The following is a 14,090-nucleotide window of genomic DNA, read 5'->3' as shown; positions in this document are numbered from 1 at the left end:
CTTCATTGGCTATGGATACGGAACCATTATCGGCGGCAACCATTTCTCGTTCTGTGTGGGCGGTGCCTTCGCTGGCACGCGCTGCGGACGGTTCACTCGATAAAGCAGAGAATGCGAAGCTTATTCGTCACATCGAGCAGGGAGGCATCTCGACACTTCTCTATGGTGGCAACGCAATCTTTTATCATCTGACGCTGGCCGAATATCGTACGGCGTTGGAGATGATCAGCGAACTCGCGGCAGACACCTCGTTGGTGATTCCGGCAATTGGTCCGGCTTATGGAACGATGCTCGATCAAGCCGAGATTTTAAAAGACTTCGCGTTTCCAACCGCGATGGTTTTGCCCCAACGCGACATTGTCACCTCGGCAGGTTTTTGCACTGGGGTACGAAACCTGGTCAAGCGACTTGGCAAGCCGGTTGTGCTGTATTTGAAGTTTGGCGGCGTGGTAACCGTGGACGATGCCACCGCGCTGGTCAACGATGGAATGATCTCGGCAATTAAGTATGCCGTTGTGCGTGAAGATTACATGCAGGACGACTACCTCAAAGCGCTGACCGAGAAGATCGACCCGAGCCTGATTTTGAGCGGGCTAGGCGATCAACCGGCAATCGTACACATGCGGCATTTTGGCCTGGGTGGTTTCACGACCGGCTGTGGCTGCGTGTTCCCTCAGCTTTCCACCGATTTGCTACAAGCGATTCAGGCCGGTAACTGGGACCAGGCAGAAGCGATTCGGGAACGGTTTATTCCGCTAGAGCGCTTACGCGACAACTTGGGACCGATAAGCATTCTACACCGCGCCACCCAACTGGCTGGCATTGCCCAAACCGGTCCGATTTCGCCGCTGCTTTCCGAACCGGACGCAGCCATCCAAGAGCAAATCGCCGCTGCTCTGCAGCAGATCAAGCAATCTGCATAGGTGGTGGTTGTCTGCGTTTGATGTTGCCAGCCCTGTTACTTCGCATCGACCGGTTTCGGTTCGGTGCGAGTAAGCAGGAAGTCGACGATCTCCTGCATCTCTTCCGCCGATAACGATGCGGCGAAGGAGGGCATGTTGTAGCCACCGTTGGTGATCCGGATGACCAGTTCTCCTCGATCCAAACGGTCGCCTATATAGGTCAACACTGGGCCACGAAATCCTCCGTGGCCATCAATGTTGTGGCAATACAAGCAGCCCTTATCATGCACCAACTGCGCACCTTTCTGGATGTGCGGATCGTTGCTGTTGACCAAGTTCGCCGGTAAAGGTTTCACCGCAAAGTCTGGCGACCAGGGTTTGCGATACCCATAGATCGTCAGCACCACGAACGCAGTGGCTCCGAAGATGACCGTGCCCACCGCCCAAGGACGTTTCGAGGGAACACGGTGTCCGCGATTGGATAACAGCGGCAAGATAAACAGAATCACCAAGCCCAACACTGGCATTCCCAGAATCACATAGGTTTCTAGTTCTGGGGGCAACATCGAAAGCACGGCAAAGTACCACCAGAAGTACCAGTCCGGCATCGGGTTGGCATGGATATAAGCCGGGTCAGGCGGAGGCCCCAGCGTTGGTGGGCCAAGAAAGAGCGAGCAAAACAAGATTACGGCCACCATCGCCGCCGAGAAAAGCACATCTCGCCACATGGCAACCGGCCAGAAGGGAACGCCTGTCTTTTCGAGGCGGGCTTCGTACTTCTCTTTGTAAGTTTCCGGATCGACCGGTTGATCGACCTTGGGCATTTCTGAAATACCATGCCGCAAGATCAGCCACATGTGGAGACCAATCCCCGCGAAGATCAAGCCTGGCAGAATGAAGACGTGAATCGCAAAGAAACGGCTCAGCGTCGAACCTCCGACCGTCTCTCCGCCAAGCAGGAAATGCGCGATATACGCCCCAATAAAAGGAACACGACCAGCCATTTCCGAGGCGACCATCACGGACCAAACCCCGTTGGCATCCCAGCGTAAAAGCTGCCCAGTAAAAGCCATCCCAAGGACGACAAAAAGCAGTACCACCCCGCTCATCCAGTTCATTTCGCGCGGGTACTTATACGACGCATGCAAAAAGACCTGGGTCATGTGGATTACGGCCAGCATGACCATGGCCGTAGCGCCATAGTAGTGCATGCCCCGCACCATGTAGCCCATCGTCGCGTCGTTGGTGATGTACTTCAGGCTTTCGTAAGCCGCGTCGCCGCCAGGCACATAGACCATGGCCAGGGCAATACCACTGAGAACCTGCACGATGAACGCGCACAAGGTTGCACTGCCAAAGACATACCACCAGCGAGCATCGCTCGGGACGATATGTTCTAGCATCGGTTTGACCACGTCGGAGTATCCGCTCCGATCGTCGATCCATTTCCAGATCTGAGCGATCATCATTAAACCTGATCGTTGGTGGTCAAAGGAACAGGAGAAGTCTCGATCTCGACGAAGCCTTTGCGGACCCGTACTTGGTAGCGAGCCAACGGTTCGGGAGGGGGGCCAGCGGCGACGTCGCCATCGGAATAGTAGACACCGCCATGACAAGGACACATAAACAGCGATGCGTCTTCGATCCAATTGACCGGGCAACCAAGATGGCGGCAGTTGATCGAGAAAGCGATAAATTCTTCTTGGGAAACACGTCGCAGCCAAGCGCCGGTTAACGCCGTAACGCCTGCCCACTCGCGGACCGAGGCGTTCTTGAACTCGACGCTGACCGTTTTGCCGACGTCGTACGAATCGACCTTGCCCAGCCGTTGCCACTTACCTGGTTCACGCTTGAAAACCGGAGCCAGTACGAAGCCGATGCCAGGTAGGGTAATCGCAGCTCCGATTACCGACGAAACGATCACGCTCAGACGGGCGAGAAAACTACGGCGATTATCTTCGGCACTCGCTTCCGGCGAGTCTGCACTTTCACTCACGAATGCTTCCCTTTCAACTTTCTAACCGGATCTCGTTCATCCAGGTCCACAGCGACCAGATCATCACTCCCAGACCTGCGATCGACATGATCCACATGGTAGTCACGCCCCACAGCAGCATCATGATACCCAGGGCCATCCCGGCAGGGGCATAGGTTGGGCGGGGCGGTGCTGCTTCCTCGACCGTGGTTGCCGGCGTTTCGTTGTCGGCGGTTACTTGTTTTTCGCTGTCGTTCATGCGGTTGCCTTCGGTAACTCACTAGTGGGCGAAGGTTGATGATCGGAGGAGGTTTCCGCATGGGTATACCAGCGACACATGACGCTGATAATCACCAAAATATAAAGCGAACAAGGAGGAACCCACATCAGCAGCCCGCCTAACTGCTGATCGATACTTGGCGTAAAGCCGGCCTTGTAAAGCGCGGTCAGAATTCCAACCCGATCTGCGGGATTCGCAAACGCTGGGCAAACCGTCACCGGCGTGAAGGTAATGTAAATTCCCAGCAGCGTGCAGCCAAGGCAGGCCGAAAACAAGTAAACAATGCCCATCAACGGATCAAGTCGATATCGCTGCAAGGGGGAATAGATCGGCCACCAAAACGCGATGCCTGCGACTAGGAAGCTGATATTGCGAATCAGCCCTACCAAACTATTTTCGGTGGCGGCACTGCACAGCGACGGCACATGCCAAAACCACATCGCCCCGAGGCCACAGCACCAACCCAGCATCGGAATCGCCAACAGGTGTTCGATGGTCTTCATGCCGGGCCGTTGAAAAACAGCCGCCGTTGCCTCTTGAGGCAGGCTAAGCAAGAGAAACAGCGGAATGACCAGCAGCAGAAGCAAGTGCTGCACCATGTGGGCACTAAACAAATAACCATTGGCCAACACACCAATGGGCGAGACAAACGCCAACAGCAAAATCGATAGTGCGATCAACCGAAACCCCGTCCGCAAAGCGGTGCCCGGTCGCCACCAAAGCGTCGCCAAGAGAGCTGGTAATACCACTAGCCAAACCAGTGAGGACCAGTGCCAGAGCGATTCGTGAAAGACGAATGACGTCACTGTAGATACCCCAGGTAGACGATTGAAAATACGATAATCCAGACCACGTCAACAAAGTGCCAATAAACGCCTACGGCTCGCAAAACATTGGTGCGATCTTGGGTAAAGACATTCTTGTACGCGAGGGTCAATACGATCGAAAGCGTAATCAAACCAGCGATTACGTGCATTCCATGAAAACCGGTCACGGTAAAGAATGTGGCGGCGAATAGATTCACGTCGATGGTAATATCGCTGCGCAAAAGCCCAATATATTCCCAAGCCTGACCAGCGATAAAAACGAAACCCAGGGCAATCGTCAACGTTAGCCAGCGACGGAAGTGGGCCTGCTTACCTGCTTTCAAGGCGAGTTCCGCAAACCAAAACGTAACGCTGCTCGCCAACAGGCAAAACGTGAACGCCCCGGTCCGGGTTACGTCGAGCGCGCTGGACGAGGTAGGCCCTTCGCCTGCCCGAGCGTTGAAAACCACATACGAGACTAACAGCAACAGAAAGAACACACCTTCCGAGGCGATGAATGCCCACGCACAGGAGGTCATCTTATCGGGGCGTCGGCCAGAGTCACGTGGCGATTTCTCGACCTTCCAATCAGCATGCTCTGGCTGATCCATATCCCAAACCGGGCGTCGGCTTTTGACTTCTGGGATGGTTTCAAAGTTTTCGACTGGCGGAGGCGACGTGGTGGCCCATTCCAAGGTGAAGGCATTCCAAGGGTTGTTGCCCGCAACTTCCCCATTCCGCAGGCTGATCCAAATGTTCCATAACAAAATCAAGGTGCCGCCAGCCATCAGCACAGCCCCTAAGGTGGCGATGATGTTCAACGCCATCCAGCCGGGATTCGCGTCATAGGTGTACACGCGTCGCGTCATGCCCATGACGCCGAGCAAGTGCTGAGACATGAAGGTGGCATTTAAACCGCACACCCAAAGCCAGAACTGCCACTTGCCAAGCTTTTCGCTGAGCATCCGCCCGGTCATTTTGGGGAACCAATAAAAGGTCGCCGCAAAAACGCCGAAGACTGTGCCGCCAATCAGCACATAATGAAAGTGAGCAACCACGAAGTAACTGTCGGTCAACTGCCAGTCGATCGGCACGGCTGCGAACATCACGCCTGAAAGCCCACCGATGACGAATTCCAGGAGGAAGGCGACCGCAAACAGCATCGCCGTGGTAAGGCGAATGGAACCACCCCACATCGTGGCAGTCCAGTTAAAGATCTTCACGCCGGTTGGCAAGGCAATTAGCAGCGACCCAATGGCAAAGAAAATATCAGCCCCCATACCCAGCCCTACGGCGAACATATGATGGGCCCAAACGCCGTAACTCAACAGCACGATCACCGCACTCGAGACGGCCACAAAGGAGTAACCGTAAATCGGTTTCCGCGAGAAAACAGGGATCACTTCCGAAATCATGCCGAACGCTGGCAAGATCAAGATATACACTTCGGGATGCCCAAACACCCAAAAGAAGTGTTGCCAAAGAACGGCCGAACCACCGCGAGCCGGTTCGAAAAAGGCCGCACCCAGCCAGCGATCAATCAATAACATGGCCAGGGCCGCATTGAGCGCCGGCAGCGCCAAAATCGTAAGGATTGCCATCATGAAGCTCATCCAAACGAAAAGCGGTACCCGCTGCAGACTCATCCCCGGGGCACGGAGGCTTAGCACGGTGACAAAGATATTGATCGAACTCGCAACCGAACCCACGCCCAAGCAAAGCAGCCCAATAATCCAATAGTCTTGGGCAACCATCAAGTTGTACGGCTTGGTCGACAAAGGGGCATAGCTGAACCAGCCAGCGTCGGGGGCTTTGCCGGTAAAGAAGCTGAAGTAAAGCAGAATGCCCCCCATCGGCAACATCCAATAGCTCATCGCATTGAGCCGTGGAAAAGCGACATCGCGGGCACCGATCATCAAGGGGACAAAATAGTTGGCAAACCCAACCAGCACCGGCATTCCCACCAGAAAAACCATGGTGGTGCCGTGCATGGTAAACATCTGGTTGAAGAAATCGGGCGAAATGAAATCGTTTCGCGGCAGCAATAGCTGAAAACGCATCAGCATCGCTTCCAACCCACCCACCGCCAGAAAAAACGTGGCTGTGCAGATATAGAGAATGCCGATCCGCTTGTGATCGACCGTACTCACCCACGAGAGTAAGGTCTCGTAGGCCGGCGTCGCTTCATCGGGAGCGGTTTCAGAGGTTTTCACCAACGGCATACTCAACGCAAGGTCTCCAGGTAGGCGACAAGCTGATCGAGATGCTCGTCACTAAGTTTGAAGTTGGGCATCTTGCAGCCAGGTTTGATCGCCTGCGGGTTGGCCAGCCAAGTGCGAAGATTTTCGGGGGAATAAGCGATCGCCCCAGCGGCAAGTTCCCGCCGACTGGCCAGATGGGTTAGGTTCGGGGCAAAGTCTTCCTTCGCATCCGTTCCTTCAATCGCATGGCATTGCGAACAGGTCAGCTTCATAAACAGTTCGGCCCCAGCTGCAGCTTGCCCGGTGGTAGGTGTTGGGGCAACCTTTTGTTCTTTCTGTTGCCAACTGGCGAAGTCGGCGGGGTCGTGGGCAATGACTTGAAAGTTCATCCAAGCATGCTGTGTGCCGCAGTATTCTGCACAACGGCCCTGATAAACGCCCGGCGAATTAGCTTCGAGCCAGATGTAGTTGGAGTGGCCTGGAATGGCATCCATCTTGCGGGAAAGTTGTGGCACCCAAAAAGAATGAATCACGTCATGCGACTGCAATTTAACGCGTAGTTTCTTCCCTGTGGGAATGTGGATTTCGTTGGCCGAAACGATCCCAGAATCAGCGTAATCAACTTCCCACCACCATTGATGACCAGTGATGAAGATGTCGACATCGTTGTCGGAGGCTGATTCGCCTTTGGCGTACTGAGGGGGCAGGGCATTGACCGTCAGAACCAGTTTGATGCTGATCGCGGCAATCCAAATCACCACAATTACGGGGCCTAAGATCCAAGCGATCTCTTTTTTGTGGCTGCCGAAGTCCTGGGCAGGCAATGTCTCGCTCTCACGAAACTTTACCAATGCAATACAGATTAAGCCTGAAACGATCGCGAAGATGGCCGCACTTATGAAGAGTACCTGAACAAACAGATCTCGTATCGACTCCGCCTGAGGAGATGCAGGGTCAAATACGGGAAACGTCGACGGCATCGTGCTGTGGCTCCATGTTGCAGTGCTAGAGTTCCATCCAAGTTTCGCCGATTGTACGTTGGACCCTGCCTGCCGTAAAACCTTTCAAACACTTTTCTGGCCCAAAAAATTAGAGATGTTGCCAGCGAGAAATAAAACTGGGTAAGCCTGGTTGATTGTTCATGAAGGGGCGTTAGCAGAAACCGTCGATAGTCCTCCTGTCCTTCGTGTATTCTCTATTTTTCCATCCCTTGGCTTTCACTAATACATCTACTTCTCTCATGGTGTCACTTTTAACCAAAGGAAGGGTTGATATCGCGCAATGAAAAAACAATAATAATTTCATCTTACGATCCTTGAGGCCTGTCCTCGGTCGTAACTTATCTCAATATCTCATCACAAGTTTTCTTCGCGGTCTGGAATACTTGCAGTGGATGACGCTAGCGGTGCGCAAAAACGGGACGACTTGCCCAGAACGAGGGCTGCGCAACCGTCTGCGATGGTTCAGCTGCTGAAATGGGCGTTTCTCTTTTTACTGTGCATCGCATCCGCGATAGGGATTTCTTATCTCATTGCGGTTCCTCAGCCGCCTGAAGAGACAGCCGAAACCGTAGCTGTCGAAGATTCGCTTGATGACAAAGCGATTGCTGAGATGGTCAAGCAAACGCTCCCCCCGCAGCCAAGCATCACCTTGCCGACCAGAGCAATGCCGGCCAACAAAGATCAACTGCGGGCGGAAGCCGAATTTGTTGCCAACCGCTTACGGCAAAACTACCCCGATCGGGCAGAAGCTTTGCATGTTGCAGCAATGATGTCGGCTCAGTTTAGCCAATCGGCGGAGGCGGAAGAGCTTTGGAAACAGTGCATCGCTTTGGATCCTCTAGATCCGCGTTATTACATTAATTTTGCCGCTGTGGCGATGGATCGTGGAGATAGCGAATTGGCGGCTGAAACGCTGCGAAAAGCCTACAAAGCGGGAGTTACTTCGCCTGACTTAATGCATCACTTAGGGGTCGCGTTAAATAAGACGGGCAAAGCAGATGAAGCCGAAAAAGTGATTAAACAGGCTATCGAGAAGACTCCCAATCTGGCGGCGCTCTGGATGGTTTTGGGGCAGGCTCAATTACGTCAACGTAAACTGCCAGAAGCAGAAGCGAGCCTCAAGAAATCGCTTGAGATGGGGCACGAGTCGGCAGCTGCGTATACCTCGTTAGCCAATGCGTTGGCACAGCAGGGGAAAGAAGAAGATGCCCAAAAATATCGAGCCTTGGTAAGCGACAAGAACGGAGGAGATGATATCGACGCTCGGCAGCGTTTTCAGACGCTCTCTTTAGCCGAAGCACACCAAGCGGCGCTCAATACGTTGATCGAAGCGGCCTCGGTTCAAATCCGGATGGGAAATTCCCTCGCCGCAGAACAGCTTTTATTACGGGCATTGGCTCTCGATCCCGCTAATTTCGTTGGCTGCCAGGTGCTGGCCGAACTTTATCACGACGCAGGCTTAGCGGCAGAAGAACGTGTGGTTCGACAACGAATAGTTGACCTAGCCCCATTCGATTTGGCCAATCATTTGAAACTAGCCGCCGCAGCGCAGAGTTGTGGCGACCGCCCTTCGGCAGAGGCAGCGTTGAAATTCACCGTCTCGATCAGTCCTAATACTCCAGAGCCTTACTTGGCATTGGCCCAATTTCACTTAGAAGGAAGCGATCTTAATCGTGCCCGCTGGTACACCCAAGAAGCCTTATTGCGTCAACCGACCGCAAGTGGTTTTCGCTTGCTGGCTACGATTTGTCAGCAGATGGGAGACGAATCGAACGCGATTGCCGCACTAGAGGAAGCGCAGAAAATCGAGCGTCAACAAGTTTCTTCGGAAAGTCCGCAGTGATGCGTAGGACGAAACATGTTTGGGCTATTGCCATCCTGACGGTTGTCAGCGGCTGTGAACAGAAAGCCGAGCCTCCGATGTCCGTAGGTGGGCCCGCAGTTCCTTTGCCAAGTGCGGATCAGCAATTGGCAAGACTCGACCAGGATGTGGGCCTGCAAAATCAGTGGAACACGCCAGTTATTCCAGAAAAGGAAGATGCCCCAGACCGTGATCGTGTCCCGTTTATTGCGACCAACAATAAAGTTCAAAATGTCGAGCACGGAATTCAACTGACAGACGTGACCGAATCGACGGGAATTACGTTTGTTCACAACGATGGAGGAAGTGGCCAAGGCTATATTGTTGAGGCTTCGACCGGAGGAGTGGCCCTTTTCGACTACGACTTAGATGGGTTCATTGATATTTATTTTCTCAACGGTGGTGCGTTGAAGGGAACCAATCTAGAAACCCCACCGAAGAATGCGTTGTATCGAAATAACGGAGACTGGACATTCACCGACGTCACGGAAACCGCCGGGGTAGGGGACACCGGACATGGAATGGGTGTTGCCGCTGCCGATTACGACAACGACGGCGACGAAGACCTCTATATCAACAACTTTGGACCGAACGTCTTTTACCGGAATAACGGTGACGGAACTTTCACCAACGTCACGCAAGAGACCGGCACAGGGAACGCCGATCGATTCGGAGCTGGGGTTTGCTTCTTTGATATGGACCGAGATGGTGACCTTGATCTTTACGTGGGCAATTACGTCGATTTCACGTACGAGAATCACGTTCCGATTGAAATCGAAGGGCACTTTTTTCAGGCCGGGCCTCAGTATTATCAAGCGGTTGCCGACACGCTTTATCGGAACAACGGAGATGGAACCTTCTCGGACGTGACAGAAGAATCAGGCATCGCGACCGCTCGCGGGCCGTCGATGGCGATCATGGCAACCGACTACGACGAAGATGGTGACCTGGATGTTTTCGTCTGCAACGATAACACCCCGAATTATTTGTGGCAGAACGATGGCACGGGGAAATTCAAGGAGGTGGCAATTCTGACCGGTGTTGCCTACGATTTCGATGGCAAGAAGAACGCCAGTATGGGGGTCGATTGTGGCGACTACGACAACGACGGGCATATCGACATTTTTTTGACCGACTGGCAATCGGAAATGCCGGTACTCTACCGTAATCTCGGCAACGGTTTGTTTGAGGATGCAACCAGCACAGCTCAGATTACCAACGAGCTCTTTCCTCACGTTCACTGGGGAACCGGCCTGGTCGACTTTGACAACGATGGCGATCTGGACCTTTTTGTGGCGTGCGGTCACTTTGACGAGATCGAACGGATTGACGATCGAACCGCCAAGCGGGTACGTAACTATCTGTTAATGAACAATGGTGACGGAACGTTCACAGACATATCAGAAACCGCAGGAAATGGCTTGGCGGTTGTCGAAAGTAGCCGGGGGGCAGCATTCGACGATTTGGACAATGATGGGGATGTGGATGCTGTCATCCTGAATTCGACGACTTCTCCCACCATCTTGCGAAACGATTCCAAGAGGTCCAACACCTCAATCCAAATCCAGCTACACGACACGCTCGGAAATCACTTTGGAGTTGGGAGCCGGGTGAGCGTCGTCTCTGGCGATCTCAAACAGGTTGCTGAGATCTATAGCGGACGAAGCTTTCAAGGAGACCACGGCCGACGTCTTACGTTCGGGCTAGGGACTCGTGAGAAAATTGATCAAATCGAGGTGCGCTGGCCGGATGGTAAAAAGGAGGTTTTTCAGCAGAAATTGGACAGGGAAAATAAAAAAATAACCCTAGAAAGGGGCAAGGGGTAATTAACAACTTTTGTTACAATATTACGCGTGGTATTGCCACCTTATGGTGTTGTGTGTAATATAAAAAAATAATTGTCTTTTCTTGTTTGCCTTTGTTTGCCTCATGCAAAGGTACTTTTCAGGTCCACCTTTTCTCTCAGGGAGAAGTGAAATGGTAAGACGGCGATCTAGTCGTGGGTTTACCTTAGTTGAATTGCTGGTAGTCATTGCCATTATTGGAGTTTTGATTGCATTACTCCTACCCGCAGTTCAGCAAGCTCGTGAAGCAGCACGTCGCATGGAGTGTACAAACAATCTCAAACAGCTTGGTTTGACGATGCACACCCGACACGACACATTCGGTAAATTGCCCCCTTTGGGAAATCAAGCAGTCGATGGGAACTGGGGTGGAAATCGTATCTATGCATGGACGATCTACGTCTTGCCCTACCTCGAGCAAAACGCACTGTATGACAACATGCAAGTTCGTGCAAAAAGCTCAAGCCTGCCATCACCGTGGAGTACATCCCAAACCGACACTTGGGAGAAGCAAAACTGGCAAGTCGACATCAATGGCTTTACTTGTCCATCCGATAGCCCTCCGCCGAATCGCGCCGAGAGTCCCGCTCTGTTGAACTACAAGGCTTGCGTTGGAGACGACTATCACCAGAATCATTTTGTTCCTACGAATCAAAACCGAGACAATCGGGGCATTTTTCAGATCGATCGTAAGTTGGGATTGGCCAGCATTACCGATGGTCTTTCGAACACGGTGATGTTGGGTGAAATTGCTGGATCTGGCGGGGCGCGTTCTTTACGCGGTGGGGTGGCTCTGAACATGCGGAGTTGGAACCCACAAGCATGCTCGGCTCGCTACGATGTGACCACCAAGCAATTGACCGGTGATGTGCGTGCCGAGTTCCGTCCTCATACTGGGCGTGCTTGGGATGGTCGACCCTACTTCGTTGGTTTTGCCACGATGGTTGGCCCTAATGGTCCTAGTTGTCAATGGGGCGGCGTGGATGGTAACGAGCACATGGGAACTCTGTCCAGCTGGCATCCTGGCGGCGGTAACGTCTGTATGGCAGACGGATCGGTCCAGTTCATCACCGAGAACATCAATACGGGCAATCAAGCCGCCGACAGCGTTGCTACGCCTAGTGGCCAATCCGATTATGGTGTTTGGGGTGCTCTCGGTAGTCGTAACGGTGGTGAAGCCGTTTCGGTGCCATAGTCCTCGTTTCCCCGTCATACCACTGCAGATCTTCTCTGCCGTGCAGGAGCGTAGTCAATAATGAGTTTACGTATACAGCATTTCTCTTTCGCGTTTCTACTCGGCTTGGCGATGATCGTTGGCTGTGGCGAGAGTGGCCCTTCCCTGGGTAAAGTCACGGGGAAGGTCACCTTGGACGGCAAGCCGTTACCGAATGCGATTGTTTCTTTTGTACCCGAGGATGGTCGACGATCATCCTCGGCAATGACCAACGAAGAAGGTGTCTACAACTTGGCCTATATCGACCAAGCTGGCGCCGTCATTGGCAAGCATAAGGTGTCGATTACCTCGACCCCCGAAGTTCAAACGCAAACGATGGAGGACATCCCCTCGGATGATCCCCGTTACGCCGAGGTGATGCAATCTCGTCAGGCGGACTATAACAATGCCAAGACGAACGAGAAACTCCCAGCGGTCTACAACTCCAAGACCGAATTGGTCTATGAAGTTACCAGCGGGAGCAACACGATTGATTTGCCGCTGACATCAGATGGCAAAATGCCCTAACCTAACGTTTAGACGGGCAACTAGCGAGTTTCCTGACAGACTGCGGTCAACGATCGCAGTCTGTTTTTCTTCGCCTCTTTCCTTTTCTCAGGCTTATCGTTTTGGCCCAACGTCGCAATAAATCCACGACGCCAGGACTCGCATCACAGACCAGCTATGTGGTTTACGGTGTGATCATTGTCGTCACTGTGTTTGTCGTCTTGGCGGTGGCTCGATATTACCCCACCTCGTCGTCCAATTTGCCTGCGGATACGAGTGTCGTTACGGCCGCGCAGATTGAGCTGCCAGAAGAAGCGGTCTCGATTTCCGTAGAGGATATGCGTCAAGAAATTCAGGATTTCAACAACCAGTTCATTGCGAACTATCCCAATGCGGCTGCACCTCATAAAATTGCGGCCGAGTTCGCTCAACAAACCTATCGCTATGAAGAAGCCCAATCGCACTGGCAAACGGCTCTTCAGCTAGACCCTCAATCGATTGATGCGCAAACGGGACTGGCAAGCGTTGCCATTGAGGAAGGTCGTCCCCAAGACGCCGTCGATCGACTTGAGAAATTGTTACCAAGTCATCCTGCCAATTTGCAGCTATCGATCGAACTTGCTCGTGGGCTTCAGCAGACGGGCAAACTCGATCAAGCCGCGCAAGTGTCGCTCGAAGCCCTCAAGTGGTTTCCGTACGATGGACGTTTATTGCAAACGGCAGCAGAAATCGAACTTCAACGAGGCGAGTTGTCGTCGGCCAAAGCTTTATGCGAAAGAGGAATCGAACAACACCCAGCGAATGGATCGCTGCACTTTATCCTCTCGAACGTTGATCGCCGCCTGGGTAATGTAGAACTTGCCGATCAGCACTTAAAGATTTCCAAAGACCTGCGGCCAGAAGGGAAGCCGGGGGCCAGCGAATTTGAAGCAAATTACGAACGTTCGCTGCGTAAACTTGTCGCTTTAACACTCGCACAGGCAGCCGAGTTCACTTTAGACCAAGGCGATGCAAAGCAAGCAACCAAGATCGCTCTGCGAGCGGCAGAAATAAATCCCACTAGTGGCATTGTTTATAGCACTTTGTCCAAAGTTCTCTATCGGCAAGAGCGTTTTGCCGATGCGTATCAGGCTCAACGCCGATTGATCGAGATTGAACCTGATAATCCTTTGAATTTTATCAATCTATCCAAACTTGCATTTCTGGCCGGAGATGCCCCAGGCGGAAAAAAGGCTTTACTGATCGCTTACCAACGAATGCCGAATTCACCAATTGTGGTGACGGCGTTGGCTGCATTTTTTCTAGAAGAGGGGAACTTTGAGAAGGCGCGACAACTCGCAGAAAAGAGCATTGAATTGAAGCCAACCGTGCAGGCATACGAAATCCTGTCGGTGGTGTATGCCAACTTGGGAGACCCTCGCCGCCAAGCCGAGGCAGACCGGCAGATCGAACAACTGATGAAGTCCTCTCCCTTAGGGGATGAGCCTGCGTTGAAATAGA

General features: G+C 52.8%; 12 protein-coding genes. 6 read left to right on the top strand and 6 right to left on the bottom strand.

Annotated elements, in window-relative coordinates:
- Positions 1 to 11: 11 nt before the first annotated feature.
- Positions 12 to 923, top strand: a complete 912-nt coding sequence (locus tag DTL42_RS02600) for a dihydrodipicolinate synthase family protein (protein ID WP_234824047.1) — start codon at positions 12 to 14, stop codon at positions 921 to 923.
- A gap of 35 nt (positions 924 to 958) precedes the next feature.
- Here the strand turns inward: DTL42_RS02600 and DTL42_RS02595 are convergent, their stop codons facing one another.
- The 6 genes from DTL42_RS02595 to coxB are packed head-to-tail and all read right to left on the bottom strand — an operon-like array spanning position 959 to position 7,144.
- Complete coding sequence (locus DTL42_RS02595; protein ID WP_114367129.1) at positions 959 to 2,371, bottom strand: cytochrome b N-terminal domain-containing protein; 1,413 nt, start codon at positions 2,369 to 2,371, stop codon at positions 959 to 961.
- A complete protein-coding gene (locus tag DTL42_RS02590) occupies positions 2,371 to 2,898 on the bottom strand; it encodes a ubiquinol-cytochrome c reductase iron-sulfur subunit (RefSeq protein ID WP_114367128.1) in 528 nt (175 codons plus the stop codon). The genes DTL42_RS02595 and DTL42_RS02590 overlap by 1 nt, the downstream gene beginning before the upstream one ends.
- Before the next feature lie 13 nt (positions 2,899 to 2,911).
- A complete protein-coding gene (locus DTL42_RS02585; RefSeq protein WP_114367127.1) occupies positions 2,912 to 3,136 on the bottom strand; it encodes a hypothetical protein in 225 nt (74 codons plus the stop codon).
- Complete coding sequence (locus tag DTL42_RS02580; protein ID WP_158545201.1) at positions 3,133 to 3,963, bottom strand: cytochrome c oxidase assembly protein; 831 nt, start codon at positions 3,961 to 3,963, stop codon at positions 3,133 to 3,135. The genes DTL42_RS02585 and DTL42_RS02580 overlap by 4 nt, the downstream gene beginning before the upstream one ends.
- A complete protein-coding gene (ctaD, locus tag DTL42_RS02575; protein WP_114367125.1) occupies positions 3,960 to 6,185 on the bottom strand; it encodes a cytochrome c oxidase subunit I in 2,226 nt (741 codons plus the stop codon). The genes DTL42_RS02580 and ctaD overlap by 4 nt, the downstream gene beginning before the upstream one ends.
- Positions 6,186 to 6,187: 2 nt before the next feature.
- The gene (gene coxB, locus DTL42_RS02570) at positions 6,188 to 7,144 is read right to left on the bottom strand and encodes a cytochrome c oxidase subunit II (protein WP_114367124.1); all 957 of its coding nucleotides are present in this window, start codon (positions 7,142 to 7,144) and stop codon (positions 6,188 to 6,190) included.
- Between the two features lie 478 nt (positions 7,145 to 7,622).
- Here coxB and DTL42_RS02565 point away from each other — a divergent pair, with 478 nt between their 5' ends.
- The 5 genes from DTL42_RS02565 (at position 7,623) to DTL42_RS02545 (ending at position 14,089) form a co-directional block, all read left to right on the top strand.
- Positions 7,623 to 9,008, top strand: coding sequence for a tetratricopeptide repeat protein (locus DTL42_RS02565; protein WP_114367971.1), 1,386 nt, complete (start codon positions 7,623 to 7,625; stop codon positions 9,006 to 9,008).
- Positions 9,008 to 10,852, top strand: a complete 1,845-nt coding sequence (locus tag DTL42_RS02560; protein ID WP_114367123.1) for a CRTAC1 family protein — start codon at positions 9,008 to 9,010, stop codon at positions 10,850 to 10,852. The genes DTL42_RS02565 and DTL42_RS02560 overlap by 1 nt, the downstream gene beginning before the upstream one ends.
- 103 nt (positions 10,853 to 10,955) lie before the next feature.
- Positions 10,956 to 12,065 (top strand): DUF1559 domain-containing protein, encoded by a 1,110-nt coding sequence (locus DTL42_RS02555; protein ID WP_114367122.1) that lies wholly within the window; start codon positions 10,956 to 10,958, stop codon positions 12,063 to 12,065.
- Positions 12,066 to 12,125: 60 nt separating this feature from the next.
- Entirely contained in the window at positions 12,126 to 12,611 is a 486-nt protein-coding gene (locus DTL42_RS02550) for a carboxypeptidase-like regulatory domain-containing protein (RefSeq protein ID WP_114367121.1), read from the top strand.
- 101 nt (positions 12,612 to 12,712) lie between these two features.
- Positions 12,713 to 14,089 (top strand): tetratricopeptide repeat protein, encoded by a 1,377-nt coding sequence (locus DTL42_RS02545; RefSeq protein ID WP_147274137.1) that lies wholly within the window; start codon positions 12,713 to 12,715, stop codon positions 14,087 to 14,089.
- Position 14,090 lies beyond the last annotated feature (1 nt).

The organism is Bremerella cremea, assembly GCF_003335505.1.
Lineage (GTDB): Bacteria > Planctomycetota > Planctomycetia > Pirellulales > Pirellulaceae > Bremerella > Bremerella cremea_A.
Note: the sequence above shows the minus strand (reverse complement) of the source record. Positions and strands in the feature narration are given on the sequence as shown.

Excerpts from the sequence above, each read along its gene's own strand:
- DTL42_RS02600 (WP_234824047.1), top strand. The coding sequence starts at position 12 with ATGGATACGGAACCATTATCGGCGGCAACCATTTCTCGTTCTGTGTGG.
- DTL42_RS02595 (WP_114367129.1), bottom strand. The coding sequence starts at position 2,371 with ATGATGATCGCTCAGATCTGGAAATGGATCGACGATCGGAGCGGATAC.
- DTL42_RS02585 (WP_114367127.1), bottom strand. The coding sequence starts at position 3,136 with ATGAACGACAGCGAAAAACAAGTAACCGCCGACAACGAAACGCCGGCA.
- ctaD (WP_114367125.1), bottom strand. The coding sequence starts at position 6,185 with ATGCCGTTGGTGAAAACCTCTGAAACCGCTCCCGATGAAGCGACGCCG.
- coxB (WP_114367124.1), bottom strand. The coding sequence starts at position 7,144 with ATGCCGTCGACGTTTCCCGTATTTGACCCTGCATCTCCTCAGGCGGAG.
- DTL42_RS02565 (WP_114367971.1), top strand. The coding sequence starts at position 7,623 with ATGGTTCAGCTGCTGAAATGGGCGTTTCTCTTTTTACTGTGCATCGCA.
- DTL42_RS02560 (WP_114367123.1), top strand. The coding sequence starts at position 9,008 with ATGCGTAGGACGAAACATGTTTGGGCTATTGCCATCCTGACGGTTGTC.
- DTL42_RS02555 (WP_114367122.1), top strand. The coding sequence starts at position 10,956 with ATGCAAAGGTACTTTTCAGGTCCACCTTTTCTCTCAGGGAGAAGTGAA.
- DTL42_RS02550 (WP_114367121.1), top strand. The coding sequence starts at position 12,126 with ATGAGTTTACGTATACAGCATTTCTCTTTCGCGTTTCTACTCGGCTTG.